This window comes from Acidithiobacillus ferriphilus, from assembly GCF_028215975.1.
GTDB lineage: Bacteria > Pseudomonadota > Gammaproteobacteria > Acidithiobacillales > Acidithiobacillaceae > Acidithiobacillus > Acidithiobacillus ferriphilus.
Genome location: NZ_CP116458.1, coordinates 789872 through 813078 on the forward strand (window position 1 = coordinate 789872; position 23207 = coordinate 813078).

General features: G+C 57.3%; 21 protein-coding genes. 9 read left to right on the forward strand and 12 right to left on the reverse strand.

Going from position 1 to position 23207, the window contains the following annotated elements:
* Window positions 1-30 precede the first annotated feature (30 nt).
* The 4 genes from PJU76_RS03890 to PJU76_RS03905 are packed head-to-tail and all read left to right on the forward strand — an operon-like array spanning window position 31 to window position 3487.
* Window positions 31-714 (forward strand): MotA/TolQ/ExbB proton channel family protein, encoded by a 684-nt coding sequence (locus tag PJU76_RS03890; RefSeq protein WP_271780559.1) that lies wholly within the window; start codon window positions 31-33, stop codon window positions 712-714.
* Window positions 714-1115, forward strand: coding sequence for an ExbD/TolR family protein (locus PJU76_RS03895; RefSeq protein WP_271780560.1), 402 nt, complete (start codon window positions 714-716; stop codon window positions 1113-1115). Before PJU76_RS03890 ends, PJU76_RS03895 begins: the two co-directional genes overlap by 1 nt.
* A gap of 27 nt (window positions 1116-1142) precedes the next feature.
* Window positions 1143-1865 carry a TonB family protein gene (locus PJU76_RS03900; protein ID WP_271780561.1) on the forward strand — a complete coding sequence of 241 codons (723 nt, stop codon included), beginning with the start codon at window positions 1143-1145 and terminating at the stop codon, window positions 1863-1865.
* A gap of 50 nt (window positions 1866-1915) precedes the next feature.
* Complete coding sequence (locus PJU76_RS03905) at window positions 1916-3487, forward strand: alkaline phosphatase family protein (RefSeq protein WP_271780562.1); 1572 nt, start codon at window positions 1916-1918, stop codon at window positions 3485-3487.
* A gap of 218 nt (window positions 3488-3705) precedes the next feature.
* On the opposite strand, the gene PJU76_RS03910 is transcribed toward PJU76_RS03905, so the two are convergent.
* Genes PJU76_RS03910 through purH form a run of 5 tightly spaced genes read right to left on the reverse strand, consistent with a single transcriptional unit; the run spans window position 3706 to window position 9106 of the window.
* Window positions 3706-4797, reverse strand: coding sequence for a quinone-dependent dihydroorotate dehydrogenase (locus PJU76_RS03910; RefSeq protein ID WP_271780563.1), 1092 nt, complete (start codon window positions 4795-4797; stop codon window positions 3706-3708).
* Window positions 4794-5684 (reverse strand): oxygen-dependent coproporphyrinogen oxidase, encoded by an 891-nt coding sequence (hemF, locus tag PJU76_RS03915; protein ID WP_271780564.1) that lies wholly within the window; start codon window positions 5682-5684, stop codon window positions 4794-4796. The genes PJU76_RS03910 and hemF overlap by 4 nt, the downstream gene beginning before the upstream one ends.
* A 4-nt stretch (window positions 5685-5688) precedes the next feature.
* Window positions 5689-6249, reverse strand: a complete 561-nt coding sequence (locus PJU76_RS03920; protein ID WP_271780565.1) for an L-threonylcarbamoyladenylate synthase — start codon at window positions 6247-6249, stop codon at window positions 5689-5691.
* 15 nt (window positions 6250-6264) lie between these two features.
* Window positions 6265-7527, reverse strand: a complete 1263-nt coding sequence (purD, locus tag PJU76_RS03925; RefSeq protein WP_271780566.1) for a phosphoribosylamine--glycine ligase — start codon at window positions 7525-7527, stop codon at window positions 6265-6267.
* Window positions 7528-7540: 13 nt separating this feature from the next.
* Window positions 7541-9106 (reverse strand): bifunctional phosphoribosylaminoimidazolecarboxamide formyltransferase/IMP cyclohydrolase, encoded by a 1566-nt coding sequence (gene purH / locus PJU76_RS03930; protein ID WP_271780567.1) that lies wholly within the window; start codon window positions 9104-9106, stop codon window positions 7541-7543.
* Window positions 9107-9489: 383 nt separating this feature from the next.
* On the opposite strand from purH, the gene PJU76_RS03935 reads away from it, so the two are divergent.
* Window positions 9490-10281, forward strand: a complete 792-nt coding sequence (locus PJU76_RS03935; RefSeq protein WP_271780568.1) for an oxygen-binding di-iron domain-containing protein — start codon at window positions 9490-9492, stop codon at window positions 10279-10281.
* A 12-nt stretch (window positions 10282-10293) separates the two neighbouring features.
* Window positions 10294-10650: a roadblock/LC7 domain-containing protein gene (locus PJU76_RS03940; RefSeq protein WP_271780569.1), complete on the forward strand. Its 357-nt coding sequence runs from the start codon at window positions 10294-10296 to the stop codon at window positions 10648-10650.
* 16 nt (window positions 10651-10666) lie between these two features.
* On the opposite strand, the gene kdpC is transcribed toward PJU76_RS03940, so the two are convergent.
* The 4 genes from kdpC to kdpF are packed head-to-tail and all read right to left on the reverse strand — an operon-like array spanning window position 10667 to window position 15224.
* The gene (gene kdpC, locus PJU76_RS03945) at window positions 10667-11287 is read right to left on the reverse strand and encodes a potassium-transporting ATPase subunit KdpC (protein ID WP_271780570.1); all 621 of its coding nucleotides are present in this window, start codon (window positions 11285-11287) and stop codon (window positions 10667-10669) included.
* A gap of 12 nt (window positions 11288-11299) precedes the next feature.
* Entirely contained in the window at window positions 11300-13369 is a 2070-nt protein-coding gene (gene kdpB / locus PJU76_RS03950; RefSeq protein ID WP_271780571.1) for a potassium-transporting ATPase subunit KdpB, read from the reverse strand.
* 20 nt (window positions 13370-13389) lie between these two features.
* Window positions 13390-15135: a potassium-transporting ATPase subunit KdpA gene (gene kdpA, locus PJU76_RS03955; protein WP_271780572.1), complete on the reverse strand. Its 1746-nt coding sequence runs from the start codon at window positions 15133-15135 to the stop codon at window positions 13390-13392.
* Complete coding sequence (kdpF, locus tag PJU76_RS03960; protein ID WP_215850130.1) at window positions 15132-15224, reverse strand: K(+)-transporting ATPase subunit F; 93 nt, start codon at window positions 15222-15224, stop codon at window positions 15132-15134. Before kdpF ends, kdpA begins: the two co-directional genes overlap by 4 nt.
* Window positions 15225-15576: 352 nt before the next feature.
* On the opposite strand from kdpF, the gene PJU76_RS03965 reads away from it, so the two are divergent.
* Both PJU76_RS03965 and PJU76_RS03970 read left to right on the forward strand, forming a co-directional pair.
* Window positions 15577-18318, forward strand: coding sequence for a sensor histidine kinase (locus tag PJU76_RS03965; RefSeq protein ID WP_271780573.1), 2742 nt, complete (start codon window positions 15577-15579; stop codon window positions 18316-18318).
* Window positions 18319-18321: 3 nt separating this feature from the next.
* Window positions 18322-19065: a winged helix-turn-helix domain-containing protein gene (locus PJU76_RS03970; RefSeq protein WP_215860914.1), complete on the forward strand. Its 744-nt coding sequence runs from the start codon at window positions 18322-18324 to the stop codon at window positions 19063-19065.
* A 53-nt stretch (window positions 19066-19118) separates the two neighbouring features.
* Here the strand turns inward: PJU76_RS03970 and PJU76_RS03975 are convergent, their stop codons facing one another.
* Genes PJU76_RS03975 through PJU76_RS03985 form a run of 3 tightly spaced genes read right to left on the reverse strand, consistent with a single transcriptional unit; the run spans window position 19119 to window position 21402 of the window.
* Window positions 19119-19865: an HAD family hydrolase gene (locus PJU76_RS03975; RefSeq protein ID WP_064218564.1), complete on the reverse strand. Its 747-nt coding sequence runs from the start codon at window positions 19863-19865 to the stop codon at window positions 19119-19121.
* A gap of 4 nt (window positions 19866-19869) precedes the next feature.
* Window positions 19870-20868, reverse strand: coding sequence for an aminoglycoside phosphotransferase family protein (locus PJU76_RS03980; RefSeq protein WP_064218565.1), 999 nt, complete (start codon window positions 20866-20868; stop codon window positions 19870-19872).
* 18 nt (window positions 20869-20886) lie between these two features.
* Window positions 20887-21402 (reverse strand): hypothetical protein, encoded by a 516-nt coding sequence (locus tag PJU76_RS03985; RefSeq protein ID WP_271780574.1) that lies wholly within the window; start codon window positions 21400-21402, stop codon window positions 20887-20889.
* Between the two features lie 171 nt (window positions 21403-21573).
* On the opposite strand from PJU76_RS03985, the gene PJU76_RS03990 reads away from it, so the two are divergent.
* Entirely contained in the window at window positions 21574-23172 is a 1599-nt protein-coding gene (locus tag PJU76_RS03990) for an APC family permease (protein ID WP_271780575.1), read from the forward strand.
* Window positions 23173-23207: the final 35 nt, after the last annotated feature.

A 23207-nucleotide genomic window follows, 5' to 3' on the forward strand; every position in this document is an offset into this window, starting at 1 on the left:
GTGGTCCTTTCGGTTGATAGAGGGGCTACCATGAACCCGCAATATCTCATTCATCTCGCCAACTATTCAGATGGCGTTCTTTACGTGCTCGGTACTCTGCTGCTGCTTGAACTGGCGGTGATAGTGGATCGCTTTTGGTACCTGCGGCGCACCATTTTGCGTGGGCTGGTGTTCGTGCAGGAGTTGGGTAGCCATGGTCGGCTGGATCGTGAAACGCTTAGTAAAATGACCATAAGCGCCGGGGATCTGCCCGAAGCCGCTTTGCTGCGAATGGCCGCTTCCCATCACGGACAGGTCAAGGACGAAGCCCTCGCCAGCCGTCTGGAAGAAAGCGTGCTGGTATTGGCGCCGCAACTGGATCGCCGTCTGTGGTTGCTGGACACCATCATCACTTTGGCGCCGCTGCTGGGTTTGTTCGGCACGATTATCGGCATGTTCCACGCCTTTTCGGTGCTGGCCGCGCCAGGACACGCTCCTGCGGCGGTCACCGGCGGTGTGGCTGACGCGCTGGTCGCCACGGCAACCGGCCTGTTTATCGCCATGCTCGGCCTGATCGCTTTCAATGCCTTCAACAATCAGGTGCGGCAGATTCTCCTGCAACTGGATTCCGTAAAGACCATGCTGCTCAATCGGATGGATGGTCAGCCCATGATCACGCCGGACAACAGCGGTAAGCAGCGCAGTGAAGTGCTGTCTGTGGCAAGGGCCAGTTGATGGGGCGCCGTTACTTCGAGCAGAAAAAGGGCCGGGTGGAGATCATCCCCATGATTGATATCATGCTCTTCCTGCTGGTGTTTTTTATCATGATTACTCTGCAAATGATCCCCGATAAGGGGCTGAATTTACAACTCCCGACCGCTAGTCGGGCACAGCAGCTTCCGCATCCGCACTACACCATCAATATCGATAAGGATGGATCAGTGAATGTAAAGGGTCATCGCTATGATCTCGGCGGCCTGCAGGAAATGCTTGCCTCTGATAGCGATCCCGGCAAGACTCAGATCACCATTGTTGCCGACAAGGGAGTGCCCTTCCAGAACTTCGTTCATGTGATGGATCGCTGTCAGAAAGCTGGGGTGAGTGATATCGGGATTGCCGCGAAAGCGAGTAATTAGGAAAAGTATATACGAGGAATATAATCGGTGAATACAATTGTCAGTGATCCATCCTGGGCACCACAACGTCCGAAGGGGCATTTCGGACGCGCATTGTTGATTGGCGCAGTGTTAGAGGTAGTGTTGGTAGGTGGATTGATTTGGGGGGGTGGTAATACACCAGCACCTAAGCTAATGGTAAAGAAGATTATCGCCATTCACATGGTGCAACCGGCACCTCCCAAACCCAAGCCGGTGCCACCGCCACCGAAGCCGGTAGTGCATCCGAAGCCGGTGCCTAAGCCGCTACCTCATCCCATTCCGCAGCCGAAGCCGGTAGTGCATCACGCGCCTGCGCCCAAGCCGTTGATGGCCAAAACACCCTTGCCTACGGCACCAGTGGTACCGCCTAGTCCGCCGGTAACCACGCCGCCACCGCCACCACCCCCTCCGGCGCCAAGCATGGCTGCACGTGAGGCGGCTGTAGATCAGTACGCTGGCATGGTGCGCACCCGTGTTCAGGCCGATGCGCATGTTCCGGAGGCCGTCCGGATGATGCATTTGAGTGGCACCGCCGTGATCACCTTCCGATTGACGCCGTCGGGCCGACTACTGTGGGCGAGAATTGCCCAATCCAGTGGTGTGGGATCAATTGATAAGGCGGCGCTGAAATCGGTGGAAGAGGGTACTTATCCGCCCTTTACCAAGAATATGCCGAAGCATGCCAGCAATTTTAATGTGGAGGTACATTTATCAAGCCACTCCTCGTAGCGCTGATGTGATAGTTTCATGGGTGATTGAGATGAACGAGGGTGTTTTCTATGGGGCCACAAAATCGTCGACAGTTTTTGACGCAGTTGGGACTGGGGAGCAGTGCGGTTATCGCCGCTCCGCATCTGCTGGGTGTGGCACGAGCTGCGGGAATCAGCGAGGAAAATCTCCTGCGTCAAAAGGTTGAGCATGTGGTGGTGATATTTCAGGAGAACCGCAGTTTTGATCATTACTTCGGTACCTTCCAGCCGAAAAACGGGCAACAGATTATCAATTTGTTAGATGCACAGGGGCAGTTGGATCATCGTTTTTTCGGTTTGCAGAAAAATCCGGCGGGTATCGCTTATGATAACCTACCGTTACCTACGGATATTCCGGGTTTTCAGAACGTGCAATTGCCTAACCAGCCCTTCCACATGGCGCCCTATATTCCCGCCAAAGGCAATGTACATTGGGATCCAAAACATCGGTTTTTCCGCATGATGGCGGAGGTTCATAACGGTAAGATGGACCGTTTCGTAGCTCTGGCGGGCGGTAGCAAAACCCTTTTGTCGCGGGACGAATTCAAAAAAATGAGCCCGGAGCAGACCGCCTTTGATCTGGCTCGACCCAGTGGTCCGGTGCTGGGGTATTATACCGGTGAAGATCTGCCCTTCTATCACCGTGTCGCGCACCAGTACACGCTCTTTGATCATTTCTTTCAGGCCATGAGCGGCGGCAGTACCGGCAATGCGCTCTATCTGGTGGCCGCCCGCTCCTGTGTCTATCCCAATGCGCCCAAGGATATTTGCGCACCTTTCGATCCGAAAGACGCCGGTCTGGAACACAGCTTCTTTGATCTGCCCTATGACCACAAAAAAGTCTTGGTCAACGATCTGCCGCCGGTGCAGGGACCGACCAATGCGGATGCCGTGAAGGCCTTGAAGATATCCCCACCCCCGGAGGCACAGACCTACGACAATATCGGTGACCGTCTGGATGGCGCCAAAGTATCCTGGGCCTGGTATAACGAAAACTGGAACCGCGTAAAGCCGTGGGCGCTTAAGACCGCTTTTGGCCCTGGCGACGGCTCGGCGGTGATTGACACGGGTCAGTTGTATGTAGCCCACCATAACCCCTTCCAGTACTACCCGCGTTGGCCAGAATATGTGAAGGGCGGTCGTATGCGCGACAGTGACGACTTTCTCGCCGATGCCCGAGCCGGCAAACTGCCCGGTGTCTCCTTTGTCAGGGCCAGTGCCGCCCATGACGAGCATCCGGCCGACTGTGCACCCGTTTATGGCATGGAATGGGTGGAGCAATTGGTGCGCGCTGCCGCTGATGGCCCGGCCTGGGACAAAACCGCCATCTTCATTACCTATGACGAAGGCGGTGGCTTCTGGGATTCGCTGCCGCCTAAAGTGGTGGACGACTACGGATTCGGCACCCGTACCCCGGCCCTGCTTATCAGTCCTTGGGCGCGCCAGGGTTTGGTGGACCATCACCTGGCCAGCACGGCCAGCATCCTTAAATTCATCGAAACCCGTTTTGGTCTGCGGGCCCTCAACCATCGTGACCACAATGCTTACGACATGATGGGTGCCTTTGATTGGGGTCAGAAACCTAAGCACTTCAGTATCTGATTGGTCAGGCTGGCGATGTTAAGCCTTCTCCATGGCGAGAAGGCAGGACCCGGCAACCTTGGGTATTCCATAACGACTACCAATACGTTAGCCACGCCCTGATTTTGCCATACCGTCCAGCAAGTCCGCTTCTGTAGTCCTCCACCTTTGGCAGCCTCACCTCGATTACACTATATGATGCGTGCGCAAGGGCAATGATTTCCGCGGCAGAGAGGATATCAGGCGGCACTACCCCGTGCGTGCGTAAGGTCGGGATAACCATCCTTCAACCACAGCTCCGGCAGTGTTTCCAGAATCTCCCGCACCAGTGCCGGTCCCCGGAAAATGAGCCCGCTATAGATCTGCAACAGGCTGGCCCCAGCCTGGATCTTGGCATAGGCATCTGCCGCACTGAGGATACCACCGACACCAATGATGGGTACCTGTCCCTGGGTCGCTCGATAGAGTTGCGCGATGACGGCATTGGATCGCTCCAGCAATGGTGCACCGCTCAGACCCCCGCTTTCGGAGAGTCCAGGCTGGGAGACCGGGCGTTCTACAGTGGTATTGGTGGCAACAAAACCATCCACCAGAGGTTCCGTGCCTAAGGCCAGACAACCGATAGCGTCGAGGTCATCATTATCCAGATCTGGAGCGATTTTCAGGAGCAGCGGCAGAGGGGGGCGCTGATGCTGCAAGGCCAGACGCTGGTTGGCTGCGGTAACTGCCCTGAGCAGTCCCCGTAAGGCCTCCTCCCCCTGCAGCAGTCGCAGCCCAGGCGTGTTGGGTGAGCTGACATTGATGCAGAGATAGTCGCCATAGTGAAAGAGCAACTCCAGCGCGGCGACATAGTCGTCCTGCGCCTGCTCCAGCGGGGTATCCTTGTTTTTGCCGAGATTGATGCCGATAGGCACCGGATGGCTAGTTAACGCCGCCAGTCTGTGGGCAACTGCCGCAGCCCCTTCACCGGGGAAACCCATGCGGTTGATGACCGCCTGCTGTGCCGGATAACGAAAGACCCGGGGGCGCGGATTACCCGGCTGCGGGCGCGGGGTCACTGTGCCGATTTCGATGAAGCCGAAACCGAGGGCGGGGAGGGCGGTGGCGGCGCGGGCGTCCTTGTCGTAGCCGGCAGCGAGACCGACGGGGTTGGGAAAATGCAGGCCCCAAAAGTCCTGCGCCAGACGGGGATCGGTGACGCTATAGTGCTTTGTCAGGCAGGCCATGCTTTGCGGCATGCGCCCCAGTGTTTCCAGCGCAGCGATGCTCAGGGTGTGGGCGCGCTCCGGGTCCAGCGTAAAAAGCAGGGGGCGCAGCAGACCGTAGCTCACGCCCAATCCCTGGGTGTGAGGAAGTCCTCCTTGAGGCGGGCTTCGGGGCTACCGGCTTCGCCATGCCAGTCGTAGGTCCAGGCCGCCAGGGGGGGCAGGGACATGAGGATACTTTCGGTGCGCCCGCCGGACTGTAGGCCGAAGAGGGTGCCGCGGTCATAGACGAGGTTGAATTCCGCATAGCGCCCCCGGCGCAGAAGTTGAAATTGCCGCTCGCGTTCGCCGTAGGGCAGGTCCCGGCGCCGGGCGACGATGGGCAGATAGCTGGCGAGGAAGCTGTTGGCCATATCCTCCCAGAAGGCTTGCAGAAGCTCGCCATCGCCATTGAGATCGTCGAAAAATATACCGCCGATACCGCGCATTTCCTGACGGTGCCTGATGGTGAAGTAGTCGTCACACCAGGCTTTGAAGCGCGGATAAAAGCCTGGGTCATGGCGATCACAGGCGGTTTTGAGGGTGCTATGGAAATGACGGGCGTCTTCCTCAAAGCCGTAGATGGGCGTCAGGTCGGCGCCGCCGCCGAACCACCACACTGGTCCCGCCGAGAAGAATCGGTAGTTCATGTGTACGATGGGGACGTAGGGGTTGCGGCAATGCAGTACCAGAGAGACCCCAAGAGCGGTGAAGGTCTGTCCGGCCAGTTCAGGGCGGTGTGCGGTAGCCGAGGGGGGAAGCTGGTCGCCATGAACTTTGGAGAAGTTGACCCCGCCTTTTTCCAGCAAAGCGCCGTTGACAATAACCCGGGTGCGACCGCCGCCACCGCTGGGCCGTTCCCACAGATCTTCGCGGAATTTTGCGGTGCCGTCCGCTGCTTCCAGGGCGTCGCAGACGCGATCCTGGAGGCTGCGGAGGAAGGCTTCCATTTCGTCTAAGGATGGCTGTTGCATGCTGTTACTCCCGTAAGATACGGCCGCTGCGGGCATCGACAATACGGCTGGGGCGGCGTTGACGGCCCAGCCGGGCCGGTAATATCCACAGGGAACGACCAAAATAGCGGTACAAGGCGCGCAAGTCACGGGCTGGTTGTTGCCCTGCCGGATTGGCGCTGGTGGAGACTATGGCGCCGCCAAAGGCGTGGGACAAGGCGACGATGGCCGGGTGGGTACTGATCCGCACTGCGATGCTCTCATGGCGTCCGCGTATCCAGAAAGGGACTTTCGGTGTGGTGGGAAGTACCAGTGTCGTTCCGGGCCAGAGTCGTGCCGGCAGTGCCGGGTCTATTCCTTGCGCAGACCAGTACTGCCGGGTTTCTGCCACCCGGCCTGCTACCAGAAGAACGCCTTTATGTTGTGGACGCCTTTTGAGGACCAGAACCCGGCGTAGCGCGCGGCGTTGGCGCGGGTCGCAGCCCAGTCCCCAGACTCCTTCCGTAGGATAGGCGATGACCCCACCGCGCCGTAAATGCGCTATCCCCCGGCGAACATCCTGTCGACGTGGATGACGAGGTAGCATCAGTCGAAAACGCGGTCAGGCGCGCCGCAGGCCACGGTAGCCGATGTCCTGCCGATACTGCAAGCCCGGCCAGCGGATATCGGCGACGGCGGCGTAAGCCCGTTGCTGTGCGATCGACAGGCTTTCTCCCAGTGCCGTGACGCCGAGCACCCGGCCACCAGCCGTGATGACGGTGTCGTGCTCTGTCGTAGTCCCGGCATGGAAGATTTTGACAGTATCCCCCTGCGTCTTATTGAGACCGAGAATGGGGTCACCTAGCCGCGGATGGTCAGGATAACCCGCAGTGGCCAGTACGATGCAGAGGGCAGCGCGACTGTCCCAGTCGAGTGCCTTCGGCAGTGGATCGCCGCGGGCCGCGGTCAGCAAAAGCGTATAGAGATCGGAACGCAAACGCATCATCAGCGGTTGTGTCTCGGGATCGCCTAGCCGACAGTTGAACTCCAGCACCTTGGGCCCGGCGGGACCGATCATCAGGCCGGCATAGAGGAAGCCGCAGTAGGGCGTACGGTCCGTCATTAACCCTTCTGCCGCGGGGCGCATCACTTCGCGTAACACTCGCTCACTCATGGCAGTATCCAAGATGGGGGTCGGGGAGTAGGCACCCATACCACCGGTATTGGGACCCCGATCGCCGTCGCGCAGGCGTTTGTGATCCTGTGACCCCGCCAGTGGTAGGACTTGACCATCCGCCACAATGGCGATGAAGCTGGCTTCCTCACCTTCCAGAAACTCCTCGATGATGATGGGACCCCATTGCAGGAACTGGCGTGCGGCGGCCTCAGCTTCTGTTCGCTCGAAAGCTACGACGACCCCCTTGCCAGCGGCCAGGCCGTCGGCTTTGACCACCATCGGCAACGGATGGTCACGCAGGTAGCCGAGGGCCGCGTCAGCATCGGTAAAACGTCCGTACCGGGCGGTGGGAAGGCCGTGCCGTTCCATGAAGGTTTTGGCGTGGGCTTTGCTGCCCTCCAGCATCGCTCCGGCTGCATTGGGGCCAAAGACCGGGATACCAGCCCGGCGCAGGGCATCACCCACGCCCGCTACCAGTGGTGCTTCGGGACCAATGACGACCAGCGCGATGTCCAGCGCATGGGCGGCGGCGACCACCTGACCGGCGTCGGTCGCTTTCAGGGCCAAATTATGGACCTTGGCTTCCGCCGCCGTACCGGGATTGCCGGGCACGCAGTAGACCTTCGCCACCACCGCTGACTGGGCCAGTTTCCAGGCGATGGCATGTTCGCGTCCGCCACCGCCGAGGACCATGACTTTTGCACCCATCTGCGTCCCCTCCTTAACCATGCCGGAAATGGCGCACGCCGGTAAAGACCATGGCGATGCCGTGTTCATTGGCGCTGGCGATGACTTCTTCATCACGGATGGAGCCGCCGGGTTGGATAATCACCTTTACGCCCGCAGCCGCCGCCGCATCGACCCCATCGCGGAAAGGGAAAAAGGCGTCAGAAGCCAGCGCCGCGCCGTGCAGATCGAAGCCTAGTTCCAAGGCCTTGGCCGCGCCGCACCTGGCTGCGTCTACTCGGCTCATCTGCCCCGCACCGATGCCGATGGTCTGGCCTTCGCGGCCATAGACAATGGCGTTGGAGCGCACGTATTTACCGACCCGCCAGACAAAGGCCAAGTCACGGGCCTCCTGTGTCGTCGGCGCGCGTTCCGAGACCACTTTCCAATCCGCCTCCGCTTCGATGCTCTGGTCAAAGTCCTGTACCAGCAGGCCGCCGCGCACGCGTTTGTAATCCCAGCCCGCCCGCCGCCAAGCGCGACCATCGTCGAAGGCGAGTACGCGCAGGTTTTTCTTTTTGGCCAGAATGGGCCGGGCGTCGGGCGAAATAGTGGGCGCCAGCACCATCTCGACAAATTGGCCGCTCATGAGTTCAGCGGTTTGGGCATCCAGCGGCCGGTTACAGGCGATGATGCCGCCAAAGGCGGATACCGGATCGCCGGCCCACGCGCGCTGATAGGCGCCGAGCAGATCCAGTCCCACGGCTGCGCCGCAGGGATTACCGTGCTTCACCACGCAACAGGCGGGTTCGGCAAATTCCATCACCAGCGCGACGGCGGCATCGCCGTCCCCGATGTTATTGTAAGACAATTCCTTGCCTTGCAACTGACGGGCGTTCGCCAGTCCGCCGCCGCTGCCGTCGCGGTAGAAGGATGCGGTCTGATGAGGGTTTTCACCGTAGCGCAGGTCCTGGACCTTCTCAAATTGCAAGGACAGGGTTTGTGGGAAGATTGTCCGGCTGCCATCGGGATTGAATCTGGAAAGATAGTTGGCGATAGCACCGTCATATTGCGTGGTGTGGGCGAAGACCTTGGTAGCCAGACGGAAGCGGGTGCTGGCACCGATGCCGCCGTAACTCTGTTCCATCTCCTGCAGTACGGCGGGATAGTCATCGGGGTCGACGAGGACGGTGACGTTCTCCCAGTTCTTCGCCGCCGCACGGAGCATGGTCGGGCCACCGATGTCGATGTTTTCGATGGCTTCTTCCAGTGTGCAATCGGCGCTGGCGACAGTCTCGGCGAAGGGATAAAGATTGACGCAGAGAAGATCGATGGCGGGAATGCCATGTTCGGCCATTTGTCGGACGTGACTACTGTTGCCGCGCTTCGCCAGCAGCCCGCCGTGGATTTTGGGGTGCAGGGTTTTGAGGCGGCCCTCCAGCAGTTCCGGGAAGCTGGTGTAGTCGCTCACTTCTTGCACCGCGACACCATCGGCCATCAAGACCTTGGCGGTGCCGCCGGTAGAGAGTATTTCCACGCCGAAATCCTGCAGCCGCCGGGCAAATTCCACGACGCCCCGTTTGTCGGAAACGCTGATGAGCGCCCTCGTTATCTCACCCATAAATTCCACGACCTCTGAAAAAGTGGCAGTTCAAAATAAAAAAGGCACGATCAGGAGACCTGTCGTACCCAAACCTCCTGATGGAGGGAGCGTTCTGATTCGCGCTGCGCTGATTCAGCTCAACTGAATGCCCGCATTGTAAAAGAGGTATCGCCGCTATGCAAGCACGGCCAAGCCCCGACACTCAGCCCGGCAGGCCCAATCTCATCCATCAGGTTCCCGTCTGGGTGAAAAAACCACCCAGACGGGTTGCTGTGCGGGGTCGCTTTTTGATAGCGTGCTTAAAAAACAATAGTATGAAATAATACTGTTATATTTATAGCGTTTTAATTCTGTTGCCCTGCTTAATGGCAGGGCCGGTATCACCTGCATAGGAGCCCATAATGCCACAGTTGCTGTATGACGACGGAACGCATAAATGCATTGCCTTCACCGATCTGGTGGAGGGCGATGGGATTCAGGCCAATCAATTCCTTATTGTTAATAATGGGGAAGGGATGCTGCTCGATCCCGGCGGTAACCTCACATACAAGAACCTGCTGGCAGAGATGGCGAGCTATTTCCTGCCGGCGCATCTCGATTATGTATTTGCCTCTCACGAGGACCCGGATATTGTTGCCTCTGCCAACGGCTGGTTGCTGATCACCGACGCGAAGATTCTCATCGCCAATGAATGGACCCGTTTCCTGCCGCATTTTTGCTCGAAGGGGATGACCGCAGGGCGGGTCATCGGCATCCCGCCGCAGGGCATGAGGGTCAATCTGGCGGGGCAGGAACTCTTTGTTGTGCCCGCGCATTACATGCATTCGGTGGGCAATTTCCAGGTTTACGATCCGGTGAGCAAGATTCTGTTCTCCGGAGATCTGGGTGCCAACCTGGTCAGTGGGCATGATGCCTCCAAGGTGATCGAAGGTGCAGAGGCCTTCCAGGCGCATCGCGCTGCGTCTGGCATGGATGGTTTCCACCGTCGTTATATGGGAGGCCAGAAAGTCTGCAGACTCTGGACCAATATGGTACGGGGTATGGATATCGAGTGGATTGTGCCGCAGCACGGCGCATCCTTTAAAGGACGGGAGACGGTCACGGCTTTCCTCGACTGGTTCGAGGGGTTGGAATCGGGACCTGATCTGTTGACCCAGAAGGACTTTCAGTTTCCTATTCCCGAGAATCTCTGAAGGAGGTGCATCTTGAATCAGGACATGTTTGACGATCTCAATGCGCAGCTAGACGCCATGTCGCCAGAAATACAAGGTGCCGCGCTGATCTCCAACGAAGGGGCGGTGATTTTTCAGAAGGGAGAAACGATAGCGGACCAGAGTCTTATTGGTATCGCCGGGGCTGCCGTTATGCGTCTTGCGGAGCATATCAGTTCTGGTCTTGCCGATTGCCCGGCACAAGAGATCAGCATTCGCTGTGGCAGGCATACGGCACTCTTTGTGCCAGTGGGAGCGGATGCGCTCCTGATGCTGGTACTCTCAGCGGATACGGATACGCGTCCTTTGGCGAAGGCCATCCCCGGTATGGTTTCTGCGTTGGGCCAATAGAATAGAAAGGGAGTCGTCATGATTTTGCTCCTTTCGTGAGGGAGCCCGTTGCCACCTGCGCGGTGACATATCGCTCATGCAACGCGAGGTTGAGTTTCACGACATTGACCACTGGTTCGCCGATGAAGCCCAGCAATGGTTCCGTCGTGTTTTGCTGGACCAGATGGCGCAAGGTCACGGTGTTGATACCGCCAGCCTGCGCAATGCGCGAGATTTGATAGAGCGCCGCAGCAACGCTGATATCCGGGTCCAGACCACTCGCGGAAGACGTCACGAGATCCACCGGAACCGGGCCTTTCTCGGCAGGGTCCGCGGCTTTAAGGGCCTTGATCCGCGCCGCCACGTGCTGTGCCAGAACAGGATTGTTCGGCCCCAGATTGGAGGCACCGGACCCCGCCCCGTTGTATGGCACCGGTGAAGTCGCCGAAGGGCGGCTCCAGAAGTACCGCGGTTCGCGGAAATACTGACCAATGAGGCTGGAACCCACGACCCGTCCATGCTGACGAATGAGAGAGCCGTTGGCCTGATGGGGAAACACGATCTGGCCGATGCCTGTCATCGCCATGGGATAGATCAGACCGGTCATCACGGCCAGAACCAGGAACAGCAACAGCGCAGTTTTGATGTCTTTGATCATGGCGTCATCCTCCTACAGTACAACCAGTAGCATGTCGATCAGTTTGATAAAGATAAATGGCGCAATAATGCCGCCCAATCCATAGATCCACACGTTGCGGCGAAGAATGTGCTGCGCCGAGTCCGCGCGGAACTTGATGCCCTTGAGGGCCAGCGGAATCAAAAAGGGGATGATGAGGGCGTTAAAAATGACCGCAGCCATGATGGCATGGGCAGGCGAGCTCAAGCCCATGATGTTCAGCGCGCCTAATTGGGGATAAGTCGATACAAACGCTGCCGGGATGATGGCGAAGTATTTGGCCACATCGTTCGCCACGCTAAAGGTGGTGAGGGCGCCGCGGGTCATCAGCAGTTGTTTGCCGATCTGGACGATCTCCAGCAGTTTGGTGGGGTTGGAGTCCAGGTCGACCATGTTGGAGGCTTCGCGCGCCGCCTGAGTACCACTGGCCATGCAGAGACCGACATCGGCCTGGGCCAGGGCCGGCGAGTCATTGGTGCCGTCCCCGGTCATCGCGACCATGTAGCCCTCATTCTGATACTCGCGGATGCGGGCGAGTTTGGTTTCGGGTTTGGCCTCCGCGAGATAGTCATCGACCCCGGCTTCGGCGGCAATGGCGGCGGCGGTCAACGGATTGTCGCCGGTCACCATGACCGTGCGGATACCCATCTCCCGCAATTCGGCAAAGCGCGATTTGATGTCGGCTTTGACAATGTCCCGCAACTCGATGGCCCCCAACACCTCGGCGCCAGAACATACGGCCAGTGGTGTCGCACCGCCACTGGCGATTTTCTGCACCTCGGCATCCAGTTCCGATGGCCAGGTTCCTTCCAGCGACTGAACCCATAGCTTCATGGCGTCGGGAGATCCCTTACGCAACTGCTGCCCATCCCAGTCCACCCCACTCATGCGCGTCTCGGCGCTAAAGGCAATCAGCTTGGCATCGGGCGGCAATATCTCCCGGCTTTGCGGGTAATGTTTTTCGGCAAGGGTCACGATACTTTTGCCCTCCGGCGTCTCATCGGCCAAAGAGGCGCGGCGGGCCGCCTGCGCGAGGCTTTCCTGAGTGACCGCCAAAACCGGGTAAAACGCCACCGCGGATCGGTTGCCGTAGGTAATGGTGCCGGTTTTATCGAGGAGCAGCACATCCACGTCACCCGCCGCCTCGATGGCGCGTCCGGAAGTCGCCACCACATTGGATTGCAACAACCGCACGATGCCGGCGATGCCGATGGCGGGTAACAGCGCTCCGATGGTGGTGGGAATCAGACAGACCAGCAAGGCGACCAGCGCCGTCAAGCTGATCACTGATCCAGAGTGGCTGGCATAATGCACGCTATACCAGGAAAAGGGATACAGGGTAACCGTGACCGTCAGAAAGACCAGCGTCAATACCACCAGCAGAATGCTCAGGGCGATTTCGTTGGGGGTTTTGCGCCGCGCCGCGCCCTCCACCATGGCGATCATTTTGTCGAGGAAGGTGTTACCGGCCTCCTGCGTCACCCGGATGATGAGCCAGTCCGAGATCACCCTGGTGCCACCGGTGACCGCGCTACGATCACCACCGCTTTCGCGGATGACGGGCGCGCTTTCGCCCGTGATGGCGCTTTCATCGACGGCCGCGACCCCTAGCACAGCCTCGCCGTCCGTGGGCACGAGGTCTCCTGCTTCTATCAGGACAAAGTCACCGCTGCGCAGACTCGCGCCGGGAACCTCCTTATAACTCGCCTCGTGTAACGGTTTTGGCAGCTTTTTGGCCGTAATTTCCTGTCGGCTCTGCCGCAGGCTATTGGCCTGAGCCTCGCCCTGACGCTCGGCCAGTGCTTCCGCATAATTGGCAAAAATCAGTGTGAGCCAGAGCCAGAGGTCGATCACGCCGGTAAACGGCGCTTCCCGGTTATGCACGATCAGATCATGAAAAAAGAGGGCCAGCAGCAGCCAGGAGCCGATGTAGACGACGAACATCACTGGATTGTGCCACTGGCGACGCGGGGAGAGCATGCTGAAGCTGTCCCACAGCGCATCCCGACTCTGGTTCTTCCAGTTGATTGGAGATGTCGCATGTTTATGGTGGGTAGATTCCATGGATATGATTCCTTAGTGAGTCAGGGTGCCAAGGGGGGTGCCAGCTGCTCCGCAACTGGCCCCAGCGCCAGAGCCGGAAAGAAGTTGAGCGCGCCAACCAGAAGAATGACGCCAACCGTCAGACCGATGAAAATAGGCGTGTAAGTCGTCAATGTTCCCGATCCAGCGGGGATTTTCTTTTTCTCGACCAGGGCACCTGCCAGTGCCAGCAACGGCAGATAGGTCCAGTACCGGCCCAGCAATATGCACATGCCGGTGAGCAGGTTGTAGAATCGGGTGTCGCTGCTCAGACCGCCGAATGCGCTGCCATTGTTGTTGGCCGGACTCGTTACGGCATAGAGCACCTCGCTGAAGCCGTGCGCGCCGGGATTGAATACACCTGCTCGCCCCGCTGCCGTGGTGACGGCAAGGGCAGTGCCGATCAGCACCAGCAACGGCATGACCAGAATGGATAATGAGGCCATTTTTATTTCAAAGGATTCAATCTTCTTGCCGAGAAACTCCGGTGTGCGTCCCACCATGAGGCCGCCCAGAAAAACGGCAAAAATCATGAAGGCGAGAAAAGTGGCGAGCCCTGAGCCAACGCCGCCAAACACGACCTCACCCAATTGCATCATGAAAAGGTTTACCCCCCCTGACAGCGGCATGAGAGAGTCGTAGGCGCCGTTAGCGGCCCCCGTCGAGGTCGCGGTAGCCAGCGTTGCAAACAGCGCGGTCGCGCCGGCACCGATACGGTCTTCTACCCCCTCCATATTGCCACCACCGGCAAGGCTCGCGGTGTCGGCCTGGGTGATCCCCAACTGGGTCAGGACGGGGTTTCCGGCCAGTTCATAGTGCTGACTTACGAGGGTCAGGGGGACAAAGAGCACCAGCATGGAAATCAGGATGGCCCATGCCGTGCGCCTGGCCTTGGCCATATGCCCAAACATGAACACGAGTGCGGAGGGGATGAGAATCATGGCCAGGGATTCTAGAAAGTTGGTAAGAGCGGTGGGATTTTCGAAAGGATGGGCATCGTTCATGTTGAAAAAGCCTCCGCCATTGTTGCCGAGCATCATGATGGCTTCTTGCGAGGCCACTGGTCCCACATGCATTATCTGATGAAGAATGGTTTTACCGCCGGATACAAAGGGTGCAACAAGATCTGCCCGCACCTCGCCGGTGAGAGTTTGGACCACACCCTGTTCCATAAGAATCAATGCAAAGAGCGCAGAGAGGGGAAGCAGTACGTAGAGAACGGTGCGGGTCATGTCGACCCAAAAATTTCCGAGATCCTTGGTTTTATGGCGGACGATGGCGCGAATGATGGGCAGGACGATGGTGATTCCCGTCGCCGCCGAGAGGAAATTCTGCACGGTCAGACCCAGCATCTGCGAGAGGTAACTCATCGTGGAGCCACCGGAGTAATCCTGCCAATTGGTATTGGTGGTAAAGCTGACTGCAGTATTGAATGCGGAAGCACTTGGGACGCCACCGAAATGTAAAGGATCGAGGGGCAGCGCACCTTGCGTCGACAACAATGCATAGAGAAAAACGCCACCGATCAGGTTAAAGATCAACAGGGCGATGGCGTAGCGCTTCCAACCCATTTCCTCGCTCGCAGAAACTCCGGTGATACGGTACAGTCCCTGCTCCACGGGACCCATCAGGCGTGTCGCCCAGAACCGATCGCCAGAGTAAACGCGATGCATATAGCGACCTAGAGGTAATGCCAGCAGAATGGTCAACGACAGAACTGCAGCCGTCAGTATGATGGTGAATATCATAGGAACCGCTCCGGATTGATCAGAAATACCAAAAGATAGATGAAGAGCATGATGCCCAATCCGAGGCCTATCCACACGAACGCGTTCATTTTATCCTCCTCAGGCGATCCAATAGTTCAACAAGCCCTATGGATGTCAGGAAAAAACCGATAATAATAAATAAGTACACAAGTTCCATGCCAACCTCCTGCGTGAACACGGGCCCAGAGCTCGCACACAATCATAATATGCCCGCATGAAAACCTAGCAATATTGCATCTATAAATTCCATATAAATCATCTATAAATTATGTATAAAATGTACAGTTATGAGTAAATATCACGCATTACGGGTAACGATGGCGTTAACCCGCTTGGTAATGGCCGGGCTTTGGCCTATGCTCAAACGCGGGCAAAGGGGGAGCGTTATGGACGGTGGTATCCGGTACTTGGTAATGACAGATGTCCACTGAAGATCGCGAAGACGGACGACCTGATCCGGATGCCCTGTTGGCACAGGTGCAGATGGAGGAACGGACGTGCCAGCGTGGACGTTTCAAGGTTTTTTTGGGTGCCGCCCCGGGCGTCGGGAAGACCTACGCCATGCTACGTTACGGGCAGCAGGAGATGGCCAAGGGGGTGGACGTTTTAGTGGGCGTCGTCGAAACCCATCAGCGCAGTGAAACCCAGGCGTTGGCCGATGCCCTGCCAGTGTTACCACGAGTGCATATTCCATATAAAAATGTTGTGCTTGAAGAGTTTGATCTGGATGCGGCCCTAGCCCGCCGTCCTAGCCTGCTCCTGCTGGACGAGTTGGCCCACAGCAACGCTCCCGGCTCCCGCCACAAGAAGCGCTGGCAGGATTTGGAAGAACTGCTGGACGCGGGTCTTTCCGTGGCGACCACCGTGAATGTTCAGCACCTGGAGAGCGTTCACGAAGTCGTCCGGCAGATTACCGGGGTACAGGTTCAGGAGACCCTGCCGGATCGGATCATCCAGCAGGCCGATGAAGTGATTCTGGTAGATATCAGTGACGAGGATCTCTTGCAACGGCTCAAGGAGGGCAAGGTGTACCTGGGCGAACGCGGTCAGCGCGCGATGACGCATTTTTTTCGTAAGGGTAACCTTATCGCCCTGAGGCAATTGGCACTGCGACTGGCAGCGGACCGGGTTGATCTGGAGTTGCGACAGTTTCATCAACAGAATCCGGAAGAGGGGCGGCGTGGCGGTAGCCGGGATCGTTTATTGGTAGCCGTGAGTGGCCGCCCGGAAGATGAGCATCTGGTGCGCGCGGCTTATCATCTGGCGACCGCTCAACGGGCCGACTGGCTGGTGATTCATGTGGACACCCCACACGGCTTGCTACAGAAACCTCAGACCCAGGCATGGATATGGAACCACCTGCATCTTGCGGAAAGCTTGGGTGCTGAAACCGCACGCTTGACCGGAGTAAATATCGGCGCGGAGGTCTTGGCTTATGCGCGGCTGCGCGATGTCACCCAGGTTGTACTCGGACAGACGCAGGGCTTGCGTAAATTCCTTTGGTGGTGGCCCGGTTCCTTGACGGCGCATCTATTGAACAGCGAGCGCGACATTGATGTGGTGATTCACCCGTTACCGGTTAAAAAAGCCGTTACCGAAGATCGCCGCCTGCGGAATCAACAATATCTCGGCATCGTGGATACGCCCTTGCGACGTCGCACCCGGAATCGCGCTTTTGTGATCAGCGGGGTAACTGGTCTCGCTTTAAGTGGCCTAGCCTGGTCTCTGGGGGCTTACCTGGGTTTTGCCGGGATCTTCATGCTCTACATGCTGGGCGCGGTGGGTAGCGCCCTGATGTACGGCCGCTGGCCCTCCCTCATCACATTCATTGCCGCCGTGGTCAGTTACTACTCGTTTGGACTGGATCGCGGTTTGCCAACCACGGTGGGCTCGCTTGCTTACTTCGCGCTGATCCTCTCTCTGATCCTGCTCATCAGTCAACTGGTGGCGCGATCCCGCGAACAGGAGCTCATGGCCCGGATCCGCGAGCGACGCGCCCGCAATCTCTATCAATTGGTTCAGGCGCTCAGCAGTGCCCGTGGTGTCGAAGGGATTCTCAACGCCAGCATCGAGAAATTGCACCAGACCCTGGGTATTGTAGTCGCATTCTGGTTACCACTGGCGGACAACGCGGGGAGTCCTTTGCAGATGTTTCCAGCGTCCACCGAACTGGAGGCCCCACAACGCAACCTGCGGGCCGCTGCCCGGTGGAGCTTTTTGAATAAGAAAAATGCCGGGATGAGCACCGACACGTTGGCGGATATCCCGGCACTGTTTATGCCCATGCTGTCCGGCGAGCGTGCGCTGGGGGTCATGATGCTGTCGGATCTCGACCTGCGTCGGGCTCCTGCAGACTGGTTGCGCTTTCTCGAAACGGTGGCGCGACTCATCGCGGTGGCGCTTGATTCGGCGCAAGCCTCTCTGCAACGTACTGAGGCGGATGTCCGTTTGCGGGTCGAACAATTGCAAAATGCACTTCTAGGCGCCGTTTCCCATGACCTCCGGACGCCTTTGGCCGGCGTGCTGGGTACGGCGACGACGCTGCAGCGCAATGCGCAGGGTTTGACTGCCGATGAGCACGATCTTTTGGAGAACATCCGTGAGCAAACCCAAAAGATGGAACACACCGTGGACCGCATTCTACACATGGCCGCATTGCAGTCCGGGCGACTCAACATCAAAAAAGAATGGGTTCCTCTGGAAGACCTGTTGGTCAGCGCGCGCGATCAGGTTAAGGCAGTATGTGCCGATCGTCCTTTTCAGACGCGGATATCCAAAGACTTGCCGTTGTTCCGCGTGGATCCGCAACTCATGGTGCAAGTGCTCACTAATCTCTTGGAAAATGCTTGTAAATATAGCCCGAGCGACCGCGCTATCGAATTAGAAGCCTATGCGAACGATGCCGAGATTATCGTTTGCGTCATTGACCACGGCTTTGGCGTACCACCCGGTCGCGAAGAGGAAATATTCACCCGTTTCAGCCAGATTAAACCCCCTGTCGGGTTGGGTGGAAGCGGACTAGGTTTAGCGATTTGCGCTGCGATTATTGAACTGCATGGTGGACGCATTTGGGTGCGTAACCGGGTCGCAGTGCGCGGTGCGGTGTTTTGTTTTTCCGTACCTCGGGAGACTGAGCCACCTATGCCGCCTGACGGAGACTAAGCCATGACGACCATACACGAAGGCGATATGGATATCCTGCTGGTGGAGGATGACCCAAGTATTGGCGGGTTTCTACAGGCGGCGATGGACCGCGAACCGGGGTATCGCTTGCACTGGGCAACCACGCTGAAAGATGCCTGGAAGGCTTGGGAAAAACGGCAAATCCAGGAAGGTCGGCCGTTTGCCCTGATTCTGCTGGACCTTGCTTTGCCTGATGGGGATGGGCAGGGATTGATCCATCGATTACGCGACCATGGAGGGGAACAGACGTTGATCATCGTCATCTCGGCGCGCGGCAGCGAGGCTGACAAGGTGCTGGCCCTCGACGGTGGTGCCGACGACTATCTGACCAAGCCGTTTACCATTGGCGAACTATTCGCACGCTTGCGTGCGCATTTGCGGCGACGTCCGGCAGGTTCATCCGCGGAGTCTTCCCATTGGGTCATTGGCGTTTTGGAACTGGATGATCTCACCCATACAGTGCGCAAGGGCGGGGTGCCCGTTCCAATGACGCCCAAGGAATATCAACTGTTTCACCTTTTTGTGATGAATCAGGGACGGATATTGTCGTATCGACGAATCCTCGGTGCAGTGTGGGGAGAGCACAGCAGCGATCAGGCCCATTATGTAAGGTTATATATCAAACGATTGCGGGAAAAGATTGAGGATGACCCCGGAATGCCACAATATCTGGTGACCGAAAAGGGGATTGGATACCGATTTGGCGATCTGGAAGTGTCAAAATGACCATACTCAAGGGAAGATGCCACGCGCTTTTGCGGCGCGGATAAAACGGTAATTCAGTCATCGTCATCCGCATGCTTTTGCGCGAGAAACCCGACGCCATCCAGCACTTGATAAAAGTCCCGCGCATAATAATCGGGCGCCACATCGTTATAGGATTTGCTGCCCTGATTGGAATCCACAAAGATGGTTTTCATCCCCGCCTGCTGGGCGCCGTAAATATCCCGATACATGTCATTGCCGACATAAATGGCTTCATGGGGCGCCACTTCCAATTGCTCTGCGGCCATGGTGAATAATCGGGAGTCTGGTTTGCGATAACCATAGTCACCAGAAATAATCCGTATATCAAAATATTTCTTAATACCCATCGCGCGCATTTCGGGGAGGGCGAAGCAGCGTTGCGCGTCAGAAATGGTGGCCAGCCGGTAGGTTTCCTGCAGACTTTTCAGTGTGCGCTTGATGCCATCGTAACGCTCCAGGCGGGTGCGGGAGAGGCCACGGTGCAGGCGTGCCAACTCTTTCGCCAGCCTTTCCCGACCCTTGACAGGTTTGCTGTTCTCCTGGATGAGCAAGGTGTGCCAGATCGCCTCGACGTCTATTTCCGGATATCGTTCAGTGGATTGGCGTTTTTTCTCCTTCATGATGGCGAAGTAGCGTTCCCGGACCTCTCGCCGATTCATAAAGACCCGGTGATACGTGAGATAATGGGAAATGCCGCGATAAACCTCTTCCATTTCCTCATTGGTTTCAATGTTGATCATGGTGCCATAAAGATCTAAACAGACGGCGCGTATGGACATGGTGTTACCTCCGCAAAATGTGAACGGCTTCGTGGACCAGGACTTGGCTGTAGCGCCAGTCAAGCCAGGAATTACGGGCGATGCGTAACAGGGTCATGCCCATATAAAAGGGTGTTCGCTCAGTAATCGATGCAAAAGCCGCATGGCGATCCGGAAAGTGGGTGCTGTATTCCCAGAGAAAATGACCGATAAATGGTTCGGCATGTTCTCCATGATGGGTGGTGCGCATGAAATGATGTTTTATTTCCCCGGCAATCATGCCGAGGTCATACGCGCGATCGGCAAACTGCATACGTTCAAGATCAATGGCGATGGTGCGCCGGTGCGGGGCGAAGAGAAAATTGGAGGGCGTGGCATCGCCATGGATCAGGACTTGCCGATCTGCCCACATGCTGCCCATCTGCTGCCAGCGCTCCCGGCAATGATAAAGTTCGTCGGTCTGACGGGCAGCTATCCGGTGGCGTCTTTGCAAGCGTCCCATGATCTTGTCGAAATAAGCAAAGTGAGCATCAAAACGCACTGTTTCAGAGCGCGCAGTCCAGTTATGTAATTTGGCAAGGAAATAGGCAAGATCCGTCAGCCGTGCATATAATAATTTTGCGTCGTTGCGTTCAATGCTCTCTTCAATGACGCTGGAGAGCGATTGCCCAGGACAGTATTCCTCGATGAGGACGCTGTTCATAGCCTGTGAAATCCCCAGGGGTTGCGGAATATACAGCCGCTCGATTTTGAGGCCTAAGTCGCGCAACGTATGCATATGCTGCCATTCGTTATGAGCCAGCTCCCAGGCCTGTTGTGGATCTTTCCCGATTCGGTTGAAAAACTTACCGATGACTTTCCGCTGTGAATGGGTTTCCTCGTAGAGAAAAACCTCATTGGATGCCGGAAGCTGAAATACCCGAAACTGATGGGCGCGTTCTTCTGTGAGTAGCTGTGGATATATTTGCTCTTGCAGATATGTGTAAAGCGGATCATGGGGATTCAGGCGACCCAGATATTTCATTTCAACCCTTTTGCCTTGTCACGCATCTCCAGGGGGTGGAGATTGCAGCGCCGGGCGTAACTGTATTCCGATGATTTTCCAGCCTGGTTCCGCGCTCTTCAGCAGCGGTGCAATGCTTTGCAGAATTTGTTGCTCCAGTGCGGACTGGGCGGTGGTGGAAGTGGTGACCCTGGCCAAATCCGGAAAAGCCATGAAGGGGTTGGCGATACGTGCGTCAAGCTGGCGCTGTAAAGGGTGAAGGTTCTGCCAGGGACCATTGCCCTGCATGATAGCCACTGGGTGAATAGTGAGGGCTTTGATTTTTCCTGCATGGTCTGTGACGGTGACGCCATAAGACCCAAGGTCGATGTTGCGTCGGGTAGGCGTTGGTGCTGCCGGGTTCGGTGTCACAGCTGGCGGGCTGATTCTGCGCAGATGAACCGGCAGATTAAGGGCAATACCCGCGGCGACGGCGGCGAGCAAGACCGCCAGGATGCCGAAGATCACCCACCGACCACGCCCGGATTTGGCTTGCTTTTTTTTACGGGCTGCCAATCTCCGTTTCTCCTTTGCTAGGTAAGCAGCGTTTATTGGTTCAATATGTTTTAGTTGTACCATGGGCAGGCCGACACAACAAACGTGGTGCCATTGGGCGATTTGCAGGATTGCATTACACTTCCTCTGAGAACCGGTATTTACACAGACTATTCAAAAGGGAGCTCTGGCATGGCGGCAGGCCATTTGCGGCGGGAAGGGGGGACGATCGGGCTGCTTTATGCGAGCCTGGGGGCCATAGTGGGTTCCGGCTGGTTGTTTGGGCCACTGCATGCGGCGCAGCAGGCGGGGCCCTTGAGCCTGGGGTCCTGGGCGGTGGGGGCGACGGCTATCTTATTGTTGGCGTTGGTGTACGCCGAATTGGGGCCAATGATTCCGCGCAGCGGTTCTGTTGTCCATATCAGTCATCTGGGCAATGGGCCGTTGTTAGGCCGCATCTGGAGTTGGATTCTGTTTTTTTCCTACGTCTCCATCGCGCCGGTCGAAGTGACGGCGGTGCTCACTTACGCAAATAATTATTTGCCGGGTTTTCTCGCCGGTGAAGCGGGCGTGCTCAGCGACCGGGGTTTTGTCGTCGCCATTTTGCTGCTGGGTGTTTTTGTCTTTCTCAATTTTCTGGTGATTCGCTGGGTGCTGTTGCTTAATAGTGCCGCGACCTGGTGGAAGCTGATTATCCCGGCTGCCACTGTCTGCGTCTTGTTGAGTTTTTCCTGGCATCCCGAGAACCTGCAATTGCATCATTCCCAGGGGAGCCTGGAGGGCATGTTCACTGCCGTGGCCAGTGCTGGGATTATCTTTTCTTTTTTCGGATTCCGGCAGGCGATCGATCTGGCGGGGGAGAGCCGGAATCCCGGGCGCAGTATTCCCATAGCGGTCATCGGTTCGGTGCTGATTGGCACCATGCTGTATGAGGGCTTGCAGTTTGCGTTCCTGATGGCGGTGAATCCTGCTGATCTGGCGCATGGGGGATGGTCGCACCTGGCTTTCGCCGGGCTTACTGGACCCTTTGCGGCATTGGCCGCAGCCGTGGGCGCCGCTTGGTGGGGTGTCATCCTCTATGTGGATGCCCTGGTGTCGCCAGCGGGTACAGCCTTCATTTACACCACTTCATCGGCGCGTATTACCATGGCGGTAGGAGAAATGGGCAGTGCGCCGCGAGGGCTGGCGCGGATTAACGATCGTGGTGTGCCCTGGATCGCTCTGTTGACAGTATATGCGGTTGGTGCGCTCTTTTTCTTCCCCTTTCCTTCCTGGCAAAAGCTGGTGGGATATATTTCTTCGGTGACCGTGCTTTCTTATAGTCTGGGACCGATCGTACTCTTGCAGTTGCGTCGCGCCATGCCCGATGCCGTGCGTCCTTTTCGTCTTCGCGGTGCGGAAATTCTCGCCCCGGCAGCTTTTGTGGTGGCTAATTGGATTATCTTCTGGGCCGGGCTCGACACCCTGAGTTTCACCTTCAGCGCGCTGACCATCTTGATGGTGGTTTTTTTGGTTTACCATTACGTCCTCGCCAAAGAGCGCCGAGCCCAAAGCCTGGGATGGCGCTATGCGTGGTGGGTGTTACCCTATTTTGCGGGTCTGTGGATCTGTAGCTACCTTGGTCCGCAAAATCTTGGTGGCAGAGGCCTTTTACCTTTTTTCTGGGATATGGCGGTACTTGCTGCATTTAGTCTGGTTATACTTCTTGTGGCATTGCGCACGACGGTGGCAGACCAGGTGATGAGGGATTATGTGGAAAGTCTGAACGCTGTGCCGGAGGCGGCGCCATAGCCTTCCCGCCTTGCTTCTGGATGGCGGCGACCGCC

Bases quoted from the DNA above. Each gene is read 5' to 3' on its own strand.
- PJU76_RS03890 (WP_271780559.1), top strand. From the start codon at position 31: ATGAACCCGCAATATCTCATTCATCTCGCCAACTATTCAGATGGCGTT.
- PJU76_RS03895 (WP_271780560.1), top strand. From the start codon at position 714: ATGGGGCGCCGTTACTTCGAGCAGAAAAAGGGCCGGGTGGAGATCATC.
- PJU76_RS03905 (WP_271780562.1), top strand. From the start codon at position 1,916: ATGGGGCCACAAAATCGTCGACAGTTTTTGACGCAGTTGGGACTGGGG.
- hemF (WP_271780564.1), bottom strand. From the start codon at position 5,684: ATGCAACAGCCATCCTTAGACGAAATGGAAGCCTTCCTCCGCAGCCTC.
- PJU76_RS03920 (WP_271780565.1), bottom strand. From the start codon at position 6,249: ATGCTACCTCGTCATCCACGTCGACAGGATGTTCGCCGGGGGATAGCG.
- purD (WP_271780566.1), bottom strand. From the start codon at position 7,527: ATGGGTGCAAAAGTCATGGTCCTCGGCGGTGGCGGACGCGAACATGCC.
- purH (WP_271780567.1), bottom strand. From the start codon at position 9,106: ATGGGTGAGATAACGAGGGCGCTCATCAGCGTTTCCGACAAACGGGGC.
- PJU76_RS03935 (WP_271780568.1), top strand. From the start codon at position 9,490: ATGCCACAGTTGCTGTATGACGACGGAACGCATAAATGCATTGCCTTC.
- kdpC (WP_271780570.1), bottom strand. From the start codon at position 11,287: ATGATCAAAGACATCAAAACTGCGCTGTTGCTGTTCCTGGTTCTGGCC.
- kdpB (WP_271780571.1), bottom strand. From the start codon at position 13,369: ATGGAATCTACCCACCATAAACATGCGACATCTCCAATCAACTGGAAG.
- kdpA (WP_271780572.1), bottom strand. From the start codon at position 15,135: ATGATATTCACCATCATACTGACGGCTGCAGTTCTGTCGTTGACCATT.
- kdpF (WP_215850130.1), bottom strand. From the start codon at position 15,224: ATGAACGCGTTCGTGTGGATAGGCCTCGGATTGGGCATCATGCTCTTC.
- PJU76_RS03965 (WP_271780573.1), top strand. From the start codon at position 15,577: ATGTCCACTGAAGATCGCGAAGACGGACGACCTGATCCGGATGCCCTG.
- PJU76_RS03970 (WP_215860914.1), top strand. From the start codon at position 18,322: ATGACGACCATACACGAAGGCGATATGGATATCCTGCTGGTGGAGGAT.
- PJU76_RS03975 (WP_064218564.1), bottom strand. From the start codon at position 19,865: ATGTCCATACGCGCCGTCTGTTTAGATCTTTATGGCACCATGATCAAC.
- PJU76_RS03980 (WP_064218565.1), bottom strand. From the start codon at position 20,868: ATGAAATATCTGGGTCGCCTGAATCCCCATGATCCGCTTTACACATAT.
- PJU76_RS03990 (WP_271780575.1), top strand. From the start codon at position 21,574: ATGGCGGCAGGCCATTTGCGGCGGGAAGGGGGGACGATCGGGCTGCTT.